The 19857-nt window shown below is 66.8% G+C and carries 15 protein-coding genes; 11 read left to right on the top strand and 4 right to left on the bottom strand.

Annotated elements, in window-relative coordinates:
* Positions 1-90: 90 nt before the first annotated feature.
* From D5301_RS04685 to D5301_RS04645, 9 genes are all read left to right on the top strand, one after another.
* Positions 91-2667 carry a TonB-dependent receptor gene (locus tag D5301_RS04685; protein WP_153854986.1) on the top strand — a complete coding sequence of 859 codons (2577 nt, stop codon included), beginning with the start codon at positions 91-93 and terminating at the stop codon, positions 2665-2667.
* Positions 2668-2748: 81 nt separating this feature from the next.
* On the top strand, positions 2749-3330 hold the full coding sequence (msuE, locus tag D5301_RS04680; protein WP_153854985.1) for an FMN reductase: 582 nt from the start codon (positions 2749-2751) through the stop codon (positions 3328-3330).
* 157 nt (positions 3331-3487) lie between these two features.
* Positions 3488-3850: a DUF3088 family protein gene (locus tag D5301_RS04675; protein WP_110712056.1), complete on the top strand. Its 363-nt coding sequence runs from the start codon at positions 3488-3490 to the stop codon at positions 3848-3850.
* A gap of 14 nt (positions 3851-3864) precedes the next feature.
* Positions 3865-4842 carry an MsnO8 family LLM class oxidoreductase gene (locus tag D5301_RS04670; protein ID WP_153854983.1) on the top strand — a complete coding sequence of 326 codons (978 nt, stop codon included), beginning with the start codon at positions 3865-3867 and terminating at the stop codon, positions 4840-4842.
* Positions 4843-4860: 18 nt separating this feature from the next.
* Positions 4861-6204 (top strand): LLM class flavin-dependent oxidoreductase, encoded by a 1344-nt coding sequence (locus tag D5301_RS04665; protein ID WP_153854982.1) that lies wholly within the window; start codon positions 4861-4863, stop codon positions 6202-6204.
* 4 nt (positions 6205-6208) lie between these two features.
* Positions 6209-7429 (top strand): M20 aminoacylase family protein, encoded by a 1221-nt coding sequence (locus D5301_RS04660; RefSeq protein ID WP_153854981.1) that lies wholly within the window; start codon positions 6209-6211, stop codon positions 7427-7429.
* Entirely contained in the window at positions 7426-7977 is a 552-nt protein-coding gene (locus D5301_RS04655; RefSeq protein WP_110712060.1) for a GNAT family N-acetyltransferase, read from the top strand. The genes D5301_RS04660 and D5301_RS04655 overlap by 4 nt, the downstream gene beginning before the upstream one ends.
* Positions 7974-9719: an amino acid ABC transporter permease/ATP-binding protein gene (locus D5301_RS24435; protein WP_153854980.1), complete on the top strand. Its 1746-nt coding sequence runs from the start codon at positions 7974-7976 to the stop codon at positions 9717-9719. Before D5301_RS04655 ends, D5301_RS24435 begins: the two co-directional genes overlap by 4 nt.
* Positions 9720-9735: 16 nt before the next feature.
* Positions 9736-10710, top strand: a complete 975-nt coding sequence (locus D5301_RS04645; protein WP_153854979.1) for an ABC transporter substrate-binding protein — start codon at positions 9736-9738, stop codon at positions 10708-10710.
* Positions 10711-10885: 175 nt separating this feature from the next.
* Here the strand turns inward: D5301_RS04645 and D5301_RS04640 are convergent, their stop codons facing one another.
* Both D5301_RS04640 and D5301_RS04635 read right to left on the bottom strand, forming a co-directional pair.
* Positions 10886-14005 (bottom strand): discoidin domain-containing protein, encoded by a 3120-nt coding sequence (locus tag D5301_RS04640; protein ID WP_153854978.1) that lies wholly within the window; start codon positions 14003-14005, stop codon positions 10886-10888.
* A gap of 101 nt (positions 14006-14106) precedes the next feature.
* On the bottom strand, positions 14107-15009 hold the full coding sequence (locus D5301_RS04635) for a LysR family transcriptional regulator (RefSeq protein WP_153854977.1): 903 nt from the start codon (positions 15007-15009) through the stop codon (positions 14107-14109).
* A gap of 84 nt (positions 15010-15093) precedes the next feature.
* On the opposite strand from D5301_RS04635, the gene D5301_RS04630 reads away from it, so the two are divergent.
* On the top strand, positions 15094-15891 hold the full coding sequence (locus D5301_RS04630) for an NAD(P)H-dependent oxidoreductase (protein ID WP_110712065.1): 798 nt from the start codon (positions 15094-15096) through the stop codon (positions 15889-15891).
* 181 nt (positions 15892-16072) lie between these two features.
* Here the strand turns inward: D5301_RS04630 and D5301_RS04625 are convergent, their stop codons facing one another.
* Positions 16073-17149, bottom strand: coding sequence for an MBL fold metallo-hydrolase (locus D5301_RS04625; protein WP_153854976.1), 1077 nt, complete (start codon positions 17147-17149; stop codon positions 16073-16075).
* Between the two features lie 104 nt (positions 17150-17253).
* On the opposite strand from D5301_RS04625, the gene D5301_RS04620 reads away from it, so the two are divergent.
* Positions 17254-17865 (top strand): TetR/AcrR family transcriptional regulator, encoded by a 612-nt coding sequence (locus D5301_RS04620; protein WP_153854975.1) that lies wholly within the window; start codon positions 17254-17256, stop codon positions 17863-17865.
* 14 nt (positions 17866-17879) lie between these two features.
* Here the strand turns inward: D5301_RS04620 and D5301_RS04615 are convergent, their stop codons facing one another.
* Entirely contained in the window at positions 17880-19826 is a 1947-nt protein-coding gene (locus tag D5301_RS04615) for an EAL domain-containing protein (RefSeq protein WP_153854974.1), read from the bottom strand.
* Between the last annotated feature and the right edge of the window lie 31 nt (positions 19827-19857).

Here is a 19857-nt window from a genome sequence, read left to right as displayed (position 1 = left end):
TTACGGCTGGGTGACGCGATCCCGCCTGTCGCGGTGGGTGAACAGGCCCTTGAATGGAAGCGTGTTTCCGGCCCACCCCCACGAGCCCCCATGCCTGCCGCCTACGCCCCAGCCTTGAGCACTCTTGCCGTCCTGATCGCGGTCGCCCTCGCCGCATCGCCCAGCCATGCGGCGGAAGCCGATGCAGATCCTGCCACCACTGCAGCTACCGCCAATGTGGCGGCCTCCACGCTGGATGCGGTGGTGGTCACCGGTTCACGCACCAGCACGCGCACGGTGAAGAACAGCTCCACGCCGATCGATGTGATTTCCGCCGAAGACCTTGCCGCCACCGGCCAGGGCAACCTGCTCGAAGCGCTGCAGCGCAGCCTGCCGTCGCTGAGCCAGATCGGCGGCTACCAGAGCGACCAGGAAAGCCTCATCCGCGGCTACCAGCTGCGCAACCTGTCGCCGGGCTACACACTGGTACTGGTCAACGGCAAGCGCCGCAATGCCAGTGCCTATGTGAGTGGTGCCAATGGGGGCGGCTTCCCCGGCCATGCGTGGGCGGACCTCGCGTTGATTCCGGTCTCGGCCATCGACCATGTGGAAGTGCTGCGTGATGGTGCCTCCGCCATCTACGGCTCGGACGCGATCACCGGCGTGGTCAACGTGATTCTGAAATCGCAGGCGCACGGAGGTGATGTGTCGGTGGAGAGCGGGCAGAGCATCGATGGTGATGGCTCGCGTACCAGCGTGCGCGCAAACGTGGGCCTGCCGTGGGGCGAGGATGGCTTCGTCAACCTGTCCGGCGAAACCACCCGCCAGCACCATGCAATCCGCACCCGCCGCTATATCGACGGCTACCTGAGCTATCCGGCCGTGGATGGCAGCGGCGATCTGGTGGCGCTGCGGCCGAACAATCGATTGCCAGCGGGTGCTGCGCCGAACCCGGCCGAGGCCAACCGCAATGCCGAGGCCAATACCATCCTCAGCTCGCCGTCGTATGCGTTGAAGGCCTTCGCGGTGAACGTGGGCCATGGCCTGGGTGAGAGGGCGCAGTTCTACGCCAACGCCACGGCCAGTGACCGCACCGCGCAGGCGATCCAGAATTTCCGCCTGCCGGCGACGATCTTCACCACCTACAAGGCCCCCGGCGTGCTGAGCGTGTTTCCCGACGGCTTCCTGCCGGTGCTGGAAACCAAGGAGAAGCAGTACACCGGCACCGCCGGCGTGAAAGGCCAGATCGCGGGTTGGGACTACGACGCCAGCCTGACCGGCAACCGCAGCACGGTGCGCACCTATACCCGCAACTCGGTGAACTACTCGCTGCCGTATCCCGGTTCGCCCACCGACTTCTATGACGGCAAGCTGGATTACCAGCAGGGCATTGCCAACCTCGACCTGCGCCGTGGCTTCGAGGTGGCGGCGTTTGCTTCGCCGCTGGAGGTGAGCGCGGGCGCCGAGTATCAGCACGAACAGTACGAGCGTGGAGCAGGTCAGTGGGAGTCGTATACCGGCTTCGGCGCTGCAGCCTTCGTCGGCTATTCCACCGCCGACGCGGTGAAGGCGACCCGCAACAGCAAGGCGGTGTACGTGGGTGCGGCCACCAATATCACCTCACGCTGGTACCTGGATGCTGCCGCGCGCTGGGAAGACCATTCCGATTTCGGCAGTGTCTCCACCGGCCGTCTGACCACGCGCTTCGACTTCACCGACGCGCTGGGTGTGCGTGCCACGGTCAGCAACGGCTTCCATGCGCCCAGCCTGGGCGCGCAGTACTACCAGGCTACCGGCAGCTGCCCGTGCGGGACCACACTGGTGGCGCAGGTGTCTTCGCCGGCGGCGATTGCGTTGGGTGCCACGCCGCTGAAGCCGGAAAAGGCCACCAACTACAGCCTGGGCGTGACCTGGGACCCGAGCCCGGCCTTCCACCTGGCAGTGGATGCCTATCAGATCGACATCCGCGGCCAGCTGGGGCAGTCCAGCCAGATCGGCTACAACGCGCAGGATCCGGCGCGCGTCACCGACAACAGCGGCACGGTGCTGAGTGCGGCGCAGAAGAACACGATCGATGCACTGCTGGGTTCGGCCGGCATCAGCATCCTGCCGGGTGATGCGTTCTACGCCAGCTACTTCACCAACGTGGGCAATACCCGGACACGCGGTGTCGAGCTGACCCTGGAAGCGAACCAGGAAACGGCGTGGGGCAAGCTGCGCTGGAGCTACGCGGCCAACGTCGGCCGTACCACCATCCAGAAAGTCAGCGACATTCCGGCGGCACTGCAGGGTCTGCCGAACATCAACCTGCTGACCAAGAGCAGCGAGTACGCGCTGCGCTTCCGCACGCCCAGCTACACGCAGGTGGCGGGACTGGGCTGGCAGAACGGGCGCTGGCGCTCGAACCTGGACTTCACCTACTACGGCCCGATCAAGCGCCTGAACAACGGCGTGGAGTACAGGCAGCCGCCGGTGCTGGTGACCAACCTGTCCGGTGGCGTGGAGCTGGGTGCGGGCTGGAGCGCGGCGCTGGGCATCAACAACGTGTTCGACAAGCGCACGCGCAAGGTGCCGGAGTACGCGCGCAGTGCCACCGATGTGGCGAGTATCGAGACCACCTGGGACAGCGGCGATGTGCTGAGCAATGTGGGTGCGTATTGGTTTGGCCGGGTCAGTTACCGGTTCTGATCTGGAGCAGTCGAGCATGGCTCGACTCTACAAAAGGCGAAAGGCGGCCGGACGTAGTTCGGCATCATCGAGGAGCAGTTCATGTCTTCTGCATTGAAGGTGGTTGCATTGGTGGGGTCACCGACCAGCTCGGCGACGTCGCGCACGTTGTTGCTGGCGCGGCATCTGCTGGTGTCGCTGCAGCAGCGGGTGCACGCCCGCGTGGACCTGGTGGAGCTGGCGCCGATCGCGCGCGCGCTGGGTCAGTCGCTGTCGCGCGGCGAGGCGGAGCCGGCGGTGGAACAGGCACTGCAGACCATCGAGGCCGCCGAGCTGCTGGTGGTGGCAGCGCCGGTCTATCGCGGCTCGTATCCCGGGTTGTTCAAGCACCTGGTCGACTTCATCGGGCTGGAGGCGCTGGTGGATGTGCCGGTGCTGCTGGCAGCGACCGGCGGCAGCGAGCGCCATGCGCTGGTGATCGATCACCAGCTGCGGCCGTTGTTCAGTTTCCTGCAGGCGCACACGCTGCCGATCGGGGTGTATGCCACGCCCGCCGACTTCGACGGCGAGCACATCAGCAGTGCGGCCTTGCAGGCGCGCATCGCGCTGGCGACCGAGCGTGCGGCCGGGCACTTGGCCACGCAGGCGCTGGCGGTAGCGGCGCCGCTGCGGCGTATTGCCTGACGCCATAACCGGCGGCGCTTTGCTTATGGCCACGCCGCATCTGCGTGGCCGGATCTGACCGCCGATTGTCGCCAGCCGTCGCTGCTGCGGCTGCTGGCATCTCTAGCATCGATATCGAAGCGGCATCGCATTGCCGGCCCCGATGAGGACGACCCCTGTGACTTTCGACGCAGCAAGCAAACCCATCCTGTTCCTGCTCGACCGTGAGTTCGAGGACGGCCAGATTCCCGGCCAGCGCTTCTTCTGCCGGCACAGCCTGTTGCTGGAGGGCGCGTTGTCGAGCATCGATGGCCTGGACGCGCAGCTGGACGTGCGCCGCATCGGCTTCGCGCGACCGCGCCGTGAGGTGATCGCCGAGATCGGTGAGCAGGACCAGTCACTACCCAAGCTGGTGCTGCCGCAGGGCGTGCGCAGCGAACTGGCCAGTGGCGCGCACCAGGACCGCCAGTACGTCTCCGGTGCCGAGCCGATCCTGGCCGCGTTGAACGGCTTGCTCGGCATTCCCGTGGCCCACCCCTGAGCGAGGACGTGATCATGAGCTATCAGATCAGCGTGCTGGACAAGAGCCCGGTGGCCGAAGGTGCCTCGGCAGAGCAGGCGCTGCGCAACAGCCTGCAGCTGGCGCAGCGCGCCGAGCAGCTGGGCTACCACCGCTACTGGTTTGCCGAGCACCACGCTGCGCCGACGCTGGCCAGCCCTGCACCGGAAGTGCTGGCTGCGTGGGTGCTGGCGCAGACCCGGCGCATCCGCATCGGCAGTGGCGGGGTGATGCTGCGCCACTACGCACCGTACAAGGTGGCGGAGAACTTCAACCTGCTGTCGGCGCTGGCGCCAGGGCGCGTCGATCTGGGCGTGGGCAAGGCCCCCGGTGGCCTGCCGGCCTCGACCGCGGCGCTGGCAGCCGGGCGTCCGGCGTTCGCCGACTTCGACCAGCAACTGCGCGACCTGGAAGGTTATCTGTCCGGCGCCGAAACCGAGGCACAGGCTCGGCCGGTTCCGCAGCAGGCACCGGAGCGCTTCCTGCTCGGGGCCAGCCCGCAGAGCGCGCAGCAGGCGGCCGAGCTCGGCTGGCGCTTCGTCTACGCCGCGCACTTCGATGGTGACCCGAAGCATATCGAGGCCGCGTTCGATGCCTACCGCAGCGTTTCAACGCAGCCGCCGCTGCTGGCCACGGTGGCGTTCGCCGCACCAACTGCCGAAGCCGCAGCGCGTCATATCGGCGCGCTGCGCGTCTACAAGCTGCACCTCGGCCCCGGCCAGACGGTGAATCTGCCCAGTCCCGAGGCGGCTGCCGAGTACGCGCGCCAGGTGGGCGTGGCTGACTTCCGCATCGAGGAGACACGCCCGAGCGTGTTGTCCGGTGATGCGCAGCACGTGCGTGACGAACTGGATGCGCTGCATCGGCGCTTCGGCGTGGGCGAGTTCATCCTCGATGCGCCGGTGGCCGACCTCGACGCACGCCTGACATCCCTTGAACTGCTGTCGCCCGCGCCGCGCGCGGCGGTGGCCTGACCTGCTGGAGCGATTCCCATGAGCACGACCCCGCGCCACATTCCGTTCGGCATCATGCTGCAGGGCCCTGGCAGCCACATGCATGCCTGGAAGCATCCCTCCAACCCGGCCGATGCCAGCGTCAACCTGCAGTTCTACATCGACATCGCGCGCACCGCCGAGGACAACGGCATCGCCTTCGGCTTCGTGGCCGACGGCCTGTACATCAACGAGAAGTCGATCCCGCACTTCCTCAACCGCTTCGAGCCGATCTCGCTGCTGTCGGCGCTGGCCACGGCGACGAAAAAGATCGGCCTGGCCGGCACGCTGTCGACCTCGTACAGCGACCCGTTCACCGTCGCCCGCCAGTTCGCCTCGCTGGATCTGCTCAGCGGCGGCCGTGCCGGCTGGAACGTGGTGACCTCGCCACTGGAGGGCTCTGGCCGCAACTACGGCCGGCCACACCCGGAGCACGCGCTGCGCTACCAGATCGCCGACGAATATCTGGAGGTGGTGCAGGGACTGTGGGATTCCTGGGATGACGATGCCTTTGTGCGCGAGCGCGACAGCGGCACGTTCTTCGCGCCGGAGAAGTTCCGGCGGCTCGACCACAAGGGCCGCTTCTTCCAAGTGGAAGGGCCGCTCAACATCCAGCGTTCGCCGCAGGGTCAGCCGGTGATCTTCCAGGCCGGTTCGTCCGACGATGGCATCGCGCTCGCCGGCAAGTACGCCGATGCGGTGTTCACCCATTCGCCATCGCTGGAGGAGACCCGCGCGTTCACCCAGAAGGTGAAGAACTCGGCGATCGCCCACGGCCGCAGCGGCAATGACGTGAAGATCTTCCCGGGCATCGGCCCCATCGTCGGCCGCACTGCCGAGGAGGCCGAGGCCAAGTACCAGGCGATCGCTGCGCTGGCCACGCTGGAGGACGCGCTGGCCTATCTCGGCCGCTTCTTCGACCACCATGATTTCAGCCAGTACGACCCGGACGCGCCGTTCCCGGAGCTGGGTGACATCGGCAGCAACTCGTTCCGTTCCACCACCGACCGCATCAAGCAGGATGCACGTGAGAAGGGCCTGAGCCTGCGCCAGGTGGCGCTGGAAGCGGTGAGCCCACGGCCGAATTTCATCGGTACGCCGGAGCACGTGGCCGACGAGTTGATCCGCTGGTTCGATGCCGGTGCCAGCGACGGCTTCATCCTCGGATTCGCGGCACAGCGCGAAGGCCTGGACGATTTCGTGACCCAGGTACTGCCGATCCTGCAGGCGCGCGGCTACCACCAGCGCGAGCTGGAAGGGCAGACTCTGCGCGCGCATCTGGGCCTGCCGTACAAGGCCAGCCGCCACTCGACCGACGCCGAGCCGGCGCGGAAGGCAGGGTAAGGCGATGAGCGGAGAAAGCGCGACAGCGCCGGGCCATGCCCGGCGGAGTTCCCCAACGACGGGCGTACTGCCGGAAATCGCGGCACGCGCCGAGGCGGCCATCGCGATCCGCCATGACCTGCACCGGCACCCGGAACTGGCTTTCGAGGAGCACCGCACCAGCGCCCGCGTGGCCGAGCTGCTGCAGCAGTGGGGCTATGAGGTCACCACCGGCCTCGGCGGTACCGGTGTGGTCGGTACGCTGCAGCGCGGGCAGGGCAGCCGTCGCCTCGGCCTGCGCGCCGACATCGATGCACTGCCGATCCACGAGGATTCCGGGCTGGCCTACGCCAGCCAGACCGAGGGGCTGATGCATGCCTGTGGCCACGATGGGCATACCGCCATCCTGCTGTCCGCGGCGCACTACCTGGCCCATCATGGCCGCATCGACGGCACCCTGCAGTTGGTGTTCCAGCCGGCCGAGGAAACCGGTTCGGGGGCCTCGAAGATGATTGCCGATGGCCTGTTCGAACGCTTCCCGGTGGATGCGATCTATGGCCTGCATAATTGGCCGGGCGTGCCGGTGGGGCACTTCGGTTTCGTCGATGGCCCAGCGATGGCGTCGGTGGACTGGGCGCGGCTGAAGGTGATCGGCAAGGGCGGTCACGGTGCCGAGCCACAGGGCAGCGTCGACCCGATCCTGGCGGCAGCGCACATCGTCACCGCGCTGCAGAGCGTGGTCTCGCGCAATGTCGATCCGCGGCAGATGGGCGTGGTCACCGTCGGTTCGATCCACGGCGGGCAGGCCGCCAATGTGATCCCGGACGTCGTCGAGCTGAAGCTGACCGTGCGCGCCTACCTGCCGGAAGTACGCGATACGTTGCGGCGCCGGGTCACCGAGATTGCCGAGCAGACTGCCGCCGCGTTCGGTGCGCGCGCCGAGATCGCGTTTCCGCGTGGCTTCCCCAGCGTGATCAACCACCCGCAGCAGACTGCCTATATCCGCGACGTAGCCGTACAGGGCTTCGGCAGTGAACAGGTGGTGCCGGAGTTCGCGCCACGCACGGCCAGCGAGGACTTCGCCTTCCTGCTGCAGGCGCGGCCCGGCAGCTTCGTGTTCGTCGGCAACGGCGACAGCGCACCGCTGCACAGCCCGCGCTATGTGTTCAACGACGCCGCCATCGCACCCGCCGCCAGCCTGTGGGCGCGGCTGGCCGAAGACTATCTGGTGAAGGACGTGGCATGAGCAGCAACGAACGCTTCCTCTACACCTCGGTGGACGATCCACTGGCCCGTCCACTGTTCGATGGCCTGGAGCAGGAGTACGACAGCCGCTACGCCGATGTGCGCCGCCGTATCGGTGGCAGCGCCCGCGAGGAGCTGCAGCGCTACCCGGCGCAGGCATTCGCGGCGCCGGTAGGGGCGTTCGTGCTGCTGCTGCGCGATGGTGTGGCGATCTCCGGCGGTGCGTTCATGCCGCACCGCGATCCGGATACCGCCGAGTTCAAGCGCATCTGGACATTGCCAGGGCTGCGCCGCCAGGGCATCGCGCGGCGCGTGCTGCAGGAGCTGGAAGACCAGGCAGCGCGGCAAGGATACCGGCGGGTGTTCCTGACCACCGGCTTCCGCCAACCTGAAGCCGTCGGCCTGTACCTCAGCCACGGCTACACCGCGCTGTTCGATCTGCAGGCCGACCCGGAAACCATCGCGCATCTGCCGTTCGAAAAACACCTGCGGGCCTCCGCGCCCGTCATCGCGCCTGCGCAAGCCCAGCTGCATGGAGCCCACGCATGAGCACGCCTTCGACCGCGCTGGATGGACTTGCCGCACGCCCGGCGCCAGCTCCGGCGTTGAAGATCGTGCCGGCCCGGCATCCGCTGCAGGTGGTCGGAACCCTCCTGGCGCTGGCTTTGATCCTGATCGGGCTGCAATCAGTGCTGGGCAATCCGCGCTGGGGCTGGGGCACGTTCGCCGAGTGGTTCTTCGCACGCCCGGTGCTGGAAGGCCTGGGTCGCACGCTGCTGCTGACCGCGTTGGGTACTGGCCTCGGTTTCGCGCTGGGCACCTTGCTGGCGTTGGCCCGCGTCTCCGGTTCGCCGCTGCTGTCGGCGGTGTCGTGGGGCTATGTGTGGCTGTTCCGCTCGATTCCGCTGCTGGTGCTGTTGCTGTTGTTGAACAACCTGGGCTACCTGTACAGCACCATCGAGCTGGGGGTGCCGTTCACCGGCATCAGCCTGTTCTCGTACCCGACCACGCAGCTGATCGGCGTGTTCACCGCCGCGGTGCTGGGCCTGACCCTGAATCAGGCCGCGTTCTCGGCGGAAGTGATCCGTGGCGGCATTCTCTCGGTCGACCATGGCCAGTACGAAGCCGCAGCGGCGCTTGGCCTGCCACGTGGCCGCCAGGTGCGCCGCATCATCCTGCCGCAGGCGATGCGCTCGATCCTGCCGGCCGCGTTCAACGATGTGATCGGCCTGGCCAAGAGCACGTCGGTGGTCTACGTGCTGGCGCTGCCGGAGCTGTTCTACACCGTGCAGGTGATCTACCGGCGCAACCTGGAAGTGGTGCCGTTGCTGATGGTGGCCACGGTCTGGTACCTGGTGATCCTGACCGTGCTTTCGCTGCTGCAACGGCGCGTGGAGCAGCGGTTCGCGCGCGGCCAACTGCAGCGCGAGCGTTCGGTATCGCGTGTCTCGTCGCCAACGCGCGCCACAGGTGATGCCGCACCGCGCGTAGTCAATCGCCCGCGCATCGCCGCGCAGGTTGAAGCGGGCGAGGGGGCATCGGTGTCGCTGCATGGCGTAGGCAAGGTGTTCGGCGACCAGCCGGTGCTGGAAGAGGTGAACCTGGACCTGCGCGCTGGCAGCGTGACGGTGCTGATCGGCCCGTCCGGCGCCGGCAAGTCCACGCTGCTGCGGCTGATCAACCATCTGGAACGTGCCGACAGTGGCTTTGTGACCGTCGGCGGCCAGCTGATCGGCTACCGCCGCGATGGCGACACCCTGTACGAGCTGCCCGAGCGTGAGATCCGCCGCCGTCGTGCGGAAGTGGGCATGGTGTTCCAGGGCTTCAACCTGTTCCCGCACCTGACCGCGCTGGAGAACATCATCGAGGCGCCGATCGCGGTGCGCGGTGTGCCGCGTGCGCAGGCCGAACAGCAGGCGCGCACGCTGCTGGAACGGGTCGGCCTGGCCGACAAAGCCGATGCCTTCCCGCGCCAGCTGTCCGGCGGCCAGCAGCAGCGCATCGCGATTGCCCGCGCGCTGGCCCTGCAACCGAAGGTGCTGTTGTTCGATGAACCGACCTCGGCGCTGGACCCGGAGCTGGTGGCCGAAGTGCTCAGCGTGATCGAGGAGCTGGCCCGTTCCGGCACCACGCTGGTGATCGTCACCCATGAGCTGAGCTTCGCTCGTCGCGTGGCCGACCACGTGGTGATGATGGACCAGGGCCGGGTGATCGAGCAGGGCACGCCCGAAGCCCTGTTCGAGCGTCCGCGCCAGCAACGCACCGCCGATTTCCTGGCCAAGACCCTGTGACCCCGGAAGGAACACCATGAGCCCTGCAGCACCGCGTCGCCCCTCGCGCAGCACCCTGTTGATCGTGGGCGTGCTGGTCATCGGCATCGCCGGCATCGTCTATTCGCGCGTGCGTCAGGCACCGGATGCCGGCACCGTGGCCGCAGCCAGCCTGGCGGGTGCGAACACCGCCATCCTGAAGGGCACGCTCGATCCGAAGGCGCAGGCGTTGATCCCGGCCGACTATCGCTTTGTCACGCCCGGTACGTTCACCGTGGCCACCCATCCGGGGCAGCTGCCGCTGGCCGACTACGGCGCCGACAGCAAGGACGTCGTCGGCATCGAGCCGGACATCGCGCGGCTGATTGCCGATGGGTTGGGCCTGAAGCTGGTGATCGTGCCGGTGGCGTGGGCCGACTGGCCGCTGGGGTTGGAATCAGGCAAGTACGATGCCGTGCTGTCGAACGTGACGGTTACCGAGGAGCGCAAGAAGAAGTTCGATTTCTCCAGCTACCGTTACGATCTGCTGGGCATCTATACGCGCACAGATGGGCCGATCCAGAAGATCGAAAAGCCGGCCGACGTTGCCGGGCTGAAGGTGGTGGTCGGTGCCAGCACCAACCAGGACCAGATCCTGCGGCAGTGGGACCAGCAGAACATCGCCGCTGGCTTGAAGCCGGTGGAGTACCAGTACTTCGATGACGCCGTGGTTGGGCGGCTGGCAGTGATTACCGGCCGCGCCGATGTCTCGTTCGAGCCCAACGCCACCGGCGCCTATTCGGCGCGCGATGGCAAGGTGCGGCGTGTGGGCCTGTTCCCGGGGGGCTGGCCGAACGCCGCGGCGATCTCGGTGACCACGCGCAAGGGCAGCGGCCTGGCGGATGCGGTGACGCAGGCGCTGAACACCCAGATCGGCAGCGGCACCTATGCGCAGGCATTGGCGCGCTGGAACGTGACCGAGGAAGCGGTGCCGCAGTCGCAGACCAACCCGCCGGGGCTGCCGACGCTCTGACGCCGGGCATGGCCCGGCAGCTACCGCTGCTTTTGTAGAGCCGAGCCATGCTCGGCTGCAGTTCGCGTGGTGTGCGATGCGTCGAGCATGGCTCGACTCTACAAGAGCATCCACGCATGGCGTGGATCTACTCGCAGAGTCTGATTTCTGTAGAGCCGAGCCATGCTCGGCTGCATTACCAGACCGCTTCCAACGTCCGGAACGGTTTCGCCAGGCGCACGCCCTCGGCATCGAAGTCGGAAACGCTGCGTCCATCTACGCGCACAGACTTCGGCGCGGTCCGGTTCGGCCACCACATGCGCACGGCGGTGTCCTTGCGCAGCCCCTCGCCAATCACCACTGTCAGCAGCCCGTCGCGCTGCCGCGCCTGCATCTGCAACGTGCCATACGCGGTCGGCAGGCGTTCCACCGCCAATCCATCGCCCGCCACCCACGAGGGCGGCGTGCCCGGCAGCAATGACAACGCATCATCGTCCTCGCGCATCAGCATGCCGAACAACGTGCGGCCGTACTCGGCACCGATCCAGGTATGCGGCATGTCGCCGAGGTAGCGCGGGAAGCGCAGCCGTGAATGCACTACTTCGGCCAGCACCTGCCATTCAAGCGGGCGCCGATCGTGAAGCAGGCCCTGCAACAGCTCGTCAGCCACGTCTGGCTGGCCAAGATGCACATAGCTCAGCACATTGCGGATCTCGTACGGCGTGTAGGCGTACAGCGCACCGGGCTGGCTGCGCTTGCGTACGTCCTCCAGATAGCGCGCGAAGGTCGTCCGCAGTGCCTCGGCCGGCAGCACGCTCTGCGCACCGGTGGGGTCCAATGCAATCGAAACGCCGGTGGGATCACCATCGCCCAGATCCGCCGAGGACGGAATGAAGTCGATGCCCTTCCACGCCATCGTCGCCCGGATCGAGGCATGCAGTGCGTCGTACAGCGCCTTGTACTGCTCACGTGCCCAGCGCGCGGTCTCATGATCGCCCAGCGATTCGGTCAGCCATGCACCGTCGTGCCAGCCCTTCAGGCCCCAGTAGTCATCCCAGTAGCTGTGGGTGGGCGACGGATAGCCTTCATGGCTGATCGACGGCGCGAGGATGCCGGCGAAGCGCTGCGGCGCCGGCTGGTCGGCCATGTAACCGGGTACCAGCGTGCGCTCGCGCAGTTCCTGCAGGAAACGCAGCGCTGCTTTCACTTTCGGCAGGTAGTCACGCACCGACTCGGGCCCGCCATCGAGGCGGGCGACATCGGCCACCAGTGCCACATACTGGCCCTGGCTGTCGTACTCGATGTCCGAACCAAAGCCGGTGTTGACGCTGCCATCGTCGTTGAGGATCGGCGAGACCAGTCCGCTGCCGTGCACGCCGTGCTGGCTGTACCACGCCAGGTAGTCGCGCGCGACCTTGGCTTCGCCCATACGCAGCAGCACCGCCGAGGTGGCCATGCCATCGCGGATGAAGGAGCGGTTGTAGTTGCGCGGGCCGGGCTGCATGGCCGGGCCGGTCTGGTTGATCAGCATGTAGGCAGCCTGCGCGCGCAGCATGTCGACCAGCGAGGGATCGGGCAGGCGCAGGCCAACCTGGCCCAGCCGCGCCTGCCAATCTGCGGACGCCTGCGTGGCCAGCGTCTCGAACGCCGCATTGGCATCACGGGGCAGCGTGGACAGGTCAAGCGCAGGCGCCTCGGGCAGCACGCCATTGGCATCGGCAGCGGCGGTACCGAGTGGGAACGCCACGACCACCGCATCGCTGGCACCGGGCGCGAGGCGGATCCGGTAGCTCAATGCGGCTGCGGCCAGTCCTTGCTCGTCACGTGCCTGCTGCGAGGAAGGCAGTTTGCCGGCAGCGATGTCCGCGGTGATCTCCGTTGCGCCGTCCTTCCCGAACGGCGCAACGCCGGACGCAGCCATCGGCGTGAGCGATTGCAGCAGCGTGCGGCCATTGATGCGCACCGCCTGTCCGTCGATGCGCACCTCGCGGATCGGCGACAGCCCGCCGTTCTGCCACGGCGGATTCATCTGCATGGGGCGGACGACCAGGCTGAGCGTGCCGTCGATCGCCGTGGTGCCGGTGTTGTGCAGTCGATGGCGGAGGAAGGTCACCGGCTGGCCATCGCGCTCGATGGCGAACACCTCACTGCGCAGCTCCAGCCCGGGTTGCGGTGACCAGGTGGCGGAGGGCATTGGCTTCCAGCCGTCGCGCAGTGCGTGCTGCACCTTCTGCCCGGCGGCGCCGGCGGTTTGGCCGTCGGCATTGCGCCAGATCGGCTGCACCAGCGGCGCGCCCTTGAAGGCTTCCAGATTGCCGTATTCGTCGAAGATGGATTTCTGCCGCCCTGCGTGCACGCCGACGGCGGTCCAGTAGGTCTGCTGCATCTGCAGCGACGCCGGAAACAACGCACGCTGCGCGCCGCTGGCGGCGATCTGGTAGCGCTTCATCGGCGTCATCATCGCTTTCGGGCCGAGCAGGCGCAGGCGCGCGATCTGCGGGGCAGCGCCGTCCACGGCCAGACGGAATGCACGTAGAGGGTGTGCCGTGTCAGCAGCCAGCCAACTCTGCCGATGGCTGGCCGCCTGTGCATCGTGTGCGAGGTCCTGCCAGCGGCCCTGTGCGTCCTGCGCCTGCAAGCGGGCGGCGCCGCGCCCGCCATCGGCCCAGTCGACCGCGAGACCGGCCGTGGACTGGGCGCGAGGCAGCATGATCTCGAGCATATGGGATCCACCTTTTCCGGCTGGAACCGCGACGGTGCCACCGCCTTGCCAGAGCGCCGCCGCCTGCGTTGCATCGACACCGCTGATGCGTGCGCTGAGCGTGCTGTCCAGCGGCTCCATCTCGAAGATCGACACGCCCCAATCGGAGGTGCGCTGTGGGCTGGCCAACCGCAGGTAGCGCGCCTGGCGTGGCGCGAAGTACAGCGTTTCCACGTCGCCCAGCGAATCGGCCATGGTGTACGCGGTCTGCCACTGCGTGCCGTCCAGCGAGGTCTGCAGTGAATATCCCTCTGGATTGGAGACATCCCAGGTAAGCCGTGCGCCCGCCAGCATCGTCGGTGCGCCCAGATCGATCTGGAACCAGTGGCCCGGACTGAAGGCACCGCCGGTGACGGTCTTGGGGTCGCCGTCGATCAGGTGGCTGATCGCCATCGCCGGTACCTGCTGCGAGGAGGCGCTGGCCTGCCATTGGCTGCGTGGTGGCAATGTCTGTGCCTGCGCGGAGGATGCCAGGACGGCGAGCATCAGAGTGGCGGCAGGTCGCCATGGGGCAGGTGGGCGGGAGACCTTGGAGCGTTCGGTGCGCAACGTCATTACGGACAGCCTCGCAGGTTCGACCGGATTCGGGCGAGCGCTAGGCTAGCAAGGGATGTAATCGGTTACATGACGCGCTGCAATAGCTGCGGGCGACGAAGTCACGGGTTGGCAGCGGCCGCGATCTGCTCGCGCAGCCAGCGATGCGCCGGATCGCGGTGCACACGCTCGTGCCAGAGCATCACCATCTCGAATCCCGGCACCTCGAGCGGCGCCTCGACTGCTTTCAGGCCCGGATCGGCTGCTACCAGCCGGGAGGGCATCATGGCCACCAGATCGGTCTGCAGCAGCACATCGCGCAGGAACAGGAAATGCGGCACTGACAGTACCACCTCGCGGCGGGCGCCGGCGCGGGTCAGTGCATCGTCGGTACTGCCATGGAAGCCGCCGCCGTCGGGCGAGACGATCACATGCTGCAGGGCGCAGAACTGCTTGAGCGTGGGGCGGCGCTTCAGCCTCGGATGATCGCGGCGGCCAGCGAGCACATAGCGCTCCTGGAACAGTGGACGGTGATGCAATGACGGCGGCGCCTCGGACGTGATGTGGATGGCCAGATCAATCTCGCCGCGCTCACTCAGCACTACCATCTGTGCTGGCACCAGTCCCACCACTGCCAGGCGTGCGCCGGGTGCCGAACTGCGCAGGGCGGGCAGCACGGGCAGCACCACCGTGGATTCACCGAAGTCGGAGGCCATGATCCGCCAGGTCTGCTGCGCCTGGGCCGGGTTGAAGGCTTGCACCGGTGCAAGCGTGCGCCGCACTGCCAGCAGCGCGTCAGCCAGTGGCTGGCGCAGCGCATCGGCACGCGCAGTGGCGCGCATGCCGCGCACGCTGGGCAGCAGCAACGGATCGTTGAACAGCTCGCGCAGCCGCGCCAGCTGCACGCTGACTGTAGGCTGGGCCAGATGCAGGCGCTCGGCGGCGCGGGTGACGTTCAGCTCTTCCAGCAGGGCCTGCAGAGTTACCAGCAGGTTGAGGTCGACGCGACGCAAAGTATTGTCCATGACAATGAAATGGATTGCAGGAATTCATTTCAACTATAGCGTAGTGCTGCCTATCGTCTGGGGTCTTCCCCGTCTGGTGCTCCCATGAACGTCCTGCTGGTCTATGCCCATCCCGAACCCACTTCGTTGAACGGCACATTGCGCGACTTTGCCGTGCAGCGGTTGCAGTCTGCCGGTCACAGCGTGCAGGTGTCGGACCTGTACGCAATGCGCTGGAAGGTGGCCCTCGATGCCGAAGATCATCCCGGTCGGGATTGCTCCGCGCCCTTCAATCCATCGCTGGATTCACGGGAGTCTTTCATCAACGGTCGGCAAAGCGCCGACATTGCAGCCGAGCAGGAGAAACTACGTTGGGCCGATGTACTGATCCTGCAGTTTCCACTGTGGTGGTTCTCGATGCCGTCTATCCTCAAAGGCTGGATCGAGCGGGTATATGCGTACGGCTTTGCCTATGGTGTGGGCGAACACTCCGACCAGCACTGGGGCGACCGCTACGGCGAAGGTGTGATGAGTGGCAAGCGCGCGATGCTGATGGTCACTACGGGCGGTTGGCAGTCCCACTATGCGCCGCGTGGCATCAACGGCCCGATCAACGATGTTCTGTTCCCTATCCAGCACGGGATGCTGTTCTATCCCGGGTTCGAGGTGCTGCCGCCCCACGTGATCTATCGCAGTGGCAAGGTCGACGGGAACACGTTGCCGGCGTTGCTGGAAGGGCTGGGAAGGCGGCTCGACGGCCTGGCCAGCGATCCGGTGATCCCCTATCGGCGGCAGAACACCGGTGACTACCTGATTCCCTCGCTGGAGTTGAGGCCGGAACTCGCAGAAGGACTGACGGGGTTCGGCATCCACCAGATGACGACAGACGAGCACCGCGCCTGACGGAGCGAAGGCTCTGATCTGGCACCTGACCGGCAGTCCCGCTTGGCTGCAAGCGCGCGGCAGCAGGAAAGTCACGACGGAAATGACTGAACTCGCTGTCGCCGCGTTGCAGCTCAATCTGGGCCCTGGAAGGGCGCAGGCAGCAGCCGAAGACGTAGTGCCCGCAGGGCTGGAACGCCCATTACAGCTCCACCGTCTCCCACCAGCGCGTGCCCGCCTGCGGCGCCTGCATGTCCAGCGCCTCGCCCATCATCGGCGTGGCCACCGGCACGTTCTTTGCGGCGGCCAGTGCGGTGATGCGCTCGAAGGGCTGCTGCCATGCGTGCAGCGCCAGATCGAAGGTGCCGTTGTGGATCGGCAGCAGCCACTTGCCGCGCAGGTCCAGGTGCGCCTGCAGGGTCTGCTCGGGCTGCATGTGCACGAACGCCCAACGCGGATCATAGGCACCGGTTTCGATCATGGTCAGGTCGAACGGGCCGTACTTCTCACCGATGGCCTTGAAGCCATCGAAGTAGCCGGTGTCGCCGCTGAAGAAGATGCGGAAGTCATCGTCCTGGACCACCCACGACGCCCACAGGCTGCGATCGCTGTCGCCCAGACCGCGGCCGGAGAAATGCTGGCCCGGGGTGGCGGTCAGGCGCAGGCCGCTGGCTTCGGTGGACTGCCACCAGTCCAGCTGTTCTACCTTGCTGGCGTCCACGCCCCAGGCGATCAGCTGGTCGCCCACGCCGAGCGGGGCAATGAAGCGTGCGGTCTTGCCGGCCAGCTGCATTACCGCGGCATGGTCGAGGTGGTCGTAGTGATTGTGCGAGAGGATCACGCCGGCGATCGGCGGCAGGTCGTCGATGCTGATCGGTGGCGCATGGAAGCGGGCCGGGCCCATCCACTGCACCGGCGAGGCGCGTTCGGAGAACACCGGGTCGGTCAGCCAGTACTGGCCACGCAGCTTCAGCAGGATGGTGGAGTGCCCCAGCCGGAACAGGCTGCGGTCCGGCGCGGCGTCCAGGGTGGCGCGGTCCAGCGGCAGCACCGGAATGGGGTGGGCGGGCACGGTGCCCTTGGGCTTGTTGAACAGGAACGTCCACCAGATCTCTGCGCCGTCGCGCAGGCCCATCGCAGGACGCGGCAGGGCATTGCGGAACTTGCCGTCGCGGTACTGCGGCGAATCGGAGAAGTCGGGGAGGGACCAGGACTTGCAGAAGGTGTAGGCGGTCACGGCGAGGATTCCAAGCAGGAGGACAAGGAGCAGGCGCTTCATGGGTGACGTCCGCAGGGTACACTGCACAGTGTAGTTTCGTGTTTTTCAAAAGTACACTGCCGGGTGTAAAATGGTGGCGTCCGTTCAGCTATCCGGTTTCCGCCATGTCCCGTGCCCCGCAACGCCTGACCGACCGCAAACGCGAAGCCATCGTGCGCGCGGCGGTGGAGGAGTTCCGTGCATCGGGCTACGAGGCGACCAGCATGGACCGCATTGCCGAGGTGGCCGGGGTCTCCAAGCGCACCGTCTACAATCACTTCCCAAGCAAGGAAGCGCTGTTCTCGATGATTCTGGAGGAGCTGTGGGAGCGCAGCGTGGCCAGTGATGCGCTGCCGTACCGCACCGATCTGCCGTTGCAGGCGCAGCTGATGCAGCTGCTGGGGCAGAAGCTGGAGCTGCTCAGTGATGCCAACTTCATCGACCTGGCACGGGTGGCAATGGCCGAGATCATCCATTCGCCGGAACGGGCGCAGGCCATCGTCTGCCGCATGGGCGATAAGGAAAGTGGCGAGAGCGCGTGGATCCGCGCGGCGATCGCCGATGGTCGGCTGCGCCAGGTCGATCCGGAGTTCGCCGGCCACCAGCTGCATGGGCTGGTGAAGAGCTTTGCGTTCTGGCCGCAGGTGACGATGGGGCAGGCGCCGTTGAACGAACAGGAGCGCGCACGCGTGGCCGAGTCAGCGGTGGCGATGTTCCTGGGTTACTACGCGGTGTAGGCCGGCCTTACGACCTAGCTGGCGGCGAAGCGGCGGAACTCGTCGGCCGGCAACGCGGCCGAGTACAGATAACCCTGGCCGACATCCACGCCCAGTGCCCGCAGTTGCTGTTCCTGTGCCAGGGTTTCAGTGCCCTCGGCCACCACGATGGCGCCGCAGCGGTGCGCGACTTCGACGATGAAACGCACGATCGACTGCGACTTGGCATCGGACAGGGTGGCAATCAACGCCTGCTCGATCTTGACCTCGGCGATGGCCAGCTGCGAGAGCAGGATCAGGGTCGAGTAGCCGGCACCGAAGTCATCCAGCGACAGCGTCACCTCGGCGGCCAGCAACTGCGCGATGTTGGCGTCGACCACGTCGCGCTCGACGATCTCGGTCCACTCGACGATCTCCAGGCGCAGCATCGTTCCGGGCACGTCATGCAGCTGCAGCAGTTCCTGCAGGCGCAGGCCGAAGCTGGGCAGGCGCAGTGACTCGGCGGAGACATTGACTGCTACGGTCAGTTGCGCACCATCGCGCCGGCACTGCTGCAGGAAGTGGAGGGCGGACTGCAGCGTGGCCCATTCCAGGTCGGCCAGGCGGCCCTGCCGGCGCAGCAGCGAGATTACCCGCATCGGTGCGATCAGACGGCCTTCGCCATCGCGCATGCGCAGCAACGCTTCGGCGCCGACCAGCTGGCGATCCTGCAGGCGATGCTTGGGCTGGTAGCACAGGGGGGCATCTCCCTGCTGCAGCCAGCGTTCAAGCGCGACTTCAATCAAGGCATCGATCTCGCTGTCGCGCTGGATGGGGTCATCGAAGAACACGACACCGGATTCGATCGCGCTCAGTGCCAGGGTGATCGCGCGGAACGGAAGATGGCCATCGTCTGCATCGGTGGGGGGCTTGAGTTCGACCACTGCGCAGCGGAACAGCGGGCGGAACCCTGGCCAGTCACGGCCGACCCGATCGGCCAGGTTGCTGGCCAACTCGGTGATCTGTGGCTGCGTACGCAGTTCGGACAGCGACAGGTCACGCACCAGAATTGCCAGCGCCGCATCACCGAACTGGTAGATCTCCAGCTGCCCGGCCGGCAGCGACGGCAGCAGCCGATGCACCTCGTCGGTGCTGTCGCGCTGCCATAGCCCGTTGTCCTGCAGCGGACCATAGCGCAGGCGCAGGTCACGCAGGTTGCCCATCTCGGCCACGACCAGGCAGGCCTTGCCGCTGCCGTCGTTGTCGCGCCAGTAATACTGCAGGCGTTCGCCGAGCGCGCGCATGTTGGGCAGGCCGCTGATCGGGTCGATTCGCAGCCAGGCCTGCTCGCGCTGGCGCTGGGCGTCGATCTGCGCGTCGTTGTAGACCAGTGCGAACACCGCGCCCAGCATCAGCAGCGAGACCGGCAGCGCCAGCAGGCGCTGGATCGCCAGTTCAGCCACCGGCAGCTGATCGGCGCCAATGATCGCCACGCCCAGTGCCAGGCCCAGCGCAGTCACGCCGATGCGCACACCCCAGGCCTGCAGGATCATGCGCAGCGAGAGTTCGTTGAGCATGCGCGGGTGCAGGCGCCTGCGCAGCCAGATGCCGGCCAGCATCTGCAGCAGGGATTCCAGGCCGGCAGGCAGGAAGAACTGGGCGCCGGCGAACTGGTAGCGGGCCAGCAGGCTGGCGGCCAGGCAGGTCAGGCCGCCACGCCAACCGCCCAGCAGGCCACTGACCAGCAGGATGTCGAAGCCGAGGTGCAGCTTGACCACGCCCTGGCTATAGCGGGCCACGAACCAGGAATTGAACAGGTAGATCAGGCCCAGTGCCACGCCCACATACAGGCGACGGCCTTCAATGGCATGGCCGGCGCGACGGGTGGCGATCAGCAGCACGCCGATCATGCCGATCACCGCCGTGGCCTGCAGCAGGTACAGCGGCAGGCTGGGCAGGGCGCTGTCCAGGACCTGGGCCGAGACCCTTGAAAGCGCATCCATAGCAGGTTCCCGCCTGTGACCGACGGCCAGT

It is taken from the genome of Stenotrophomonas sp. MH181796 (genome assembly GCF_009659995.1).
In the GTDB taxonomy this organism is placed as follows: domain Bacteria; phylum Pseudomonadota; class Gammaproteobacteria; order Xanthomonadales; family Xanthomonadaceae; genus Stenotrophomonas; species Stenotrophomonas riyadhensis.
This window is presented reverse-complemented; position numbering and strand designations above follow the sequence as displayed.

What these genes read in the sequence shown, in the direction of transcription:
- D5301_RS04660 (WP_153854981.1), top strand. Translation starts at nt 6,209, where the DNA reads ATGAGCGGAGAAAGCGCGACAGCGCCGGGCCATGCCCGGCGGAGTTCC.
- D5301_RS04630 (WP_110712065.1), top strand. Translation starts at nt 15,094, where the DNA reads ATGAACGTCCTGCTGGTCTATGCCCATCCCGAACCCACTTCGTTGAAC.
- D5301_RS04655 (WP_110712060.1), top strand. Translation starts at nt 7,426, where the DNA reads ATGAGCAGCAACGAACGCTTCCTCTACACCTCGGTGGACGATCCACTG.
- D5301_RS04625 (WP_153854976.1), bottom strand. Translation starts at nt 17,149, where the DNA reads ATGAAGCGCCTGCTCCTTGTCCTCCTGCTTGGAATCCTCGCCGTGACC.
- msuE (WP_153854985.1), top strand. Translation starts at nt 2,749, where the DNA reads ATGTCTTCTGCATTGAAGGTGGTTGCATTGGTGGGGTCACCGACCAGC.
- D5301_RS04635 (WP_153854977.1), bottom strand. Translation starts at nt 15,009, where the DNA reads ATGGACAATACTTTGCGTCGCGTCGACCTCAACCTGCTGGTAACTCTG.
- D5301_RS04645 (WP_153854979.1), top strand. Translation starts at nt 9,736, where the DNA reads ATGAGCCCTGCAGCACCGCGTCGCCCCTCGCGCAGCACCCTGTTGATC.
- D5301_RS04620 (WP_153854975.1), top strand. Translation starts at nt 17,254, where the DNA reads ATGTCCCGTGCCCCGCAACGCCTGACCGACCGCAAACGCGAAGCCATC.
- D5301_RS04685 (WP_153854986.1), top strand. Translation starts at nt 91, where the DNA reads ATGCCTGCCGCCTACGCCCCAGCCTTGAGCACTCTTGCCGTCCTGATC.
- D5301_RS04665 (WP_153854982.1), top strand. Translation starts at nt 4,861, where the DNA reads ATGAGCACGACCCCGCGCCACATTCCGTTCGGCATCATGCTGCAGGGC.
- D5301_RS24435 (WP_153854980.1), top strand. Translation starts at nt 7,974, where the DNA reads ATGAGCACGCCTTCGACCGCGCTGGATGGACTTGCCGCACGCCCGGCG.
- D5301_RS04615 (WP_153854974.1), bottom strand. Translation starts at nt 19,826, where the DNA reads ATGGATGCGCTTTCAAGGGTCTCGGCCCAGGTCCTGGACAGCGCCCTG.
- D5301_RS04670 (WP_153854983.1), top strand. Translation starts at nt 3,865, where the DNA reads ATGAGCTATCAGATCAGCGTGCTGGACAAGAGCCCGGTGGCCGAAGGT.
- D5301_RS04640 (WP_153854978.1), bottom strand. Translation starts at nt 14,005, where the DNA reads ATGACGTTGCGCACCGAACGCTCCAAGGTCTCCCGCCCACCTGCCCCA.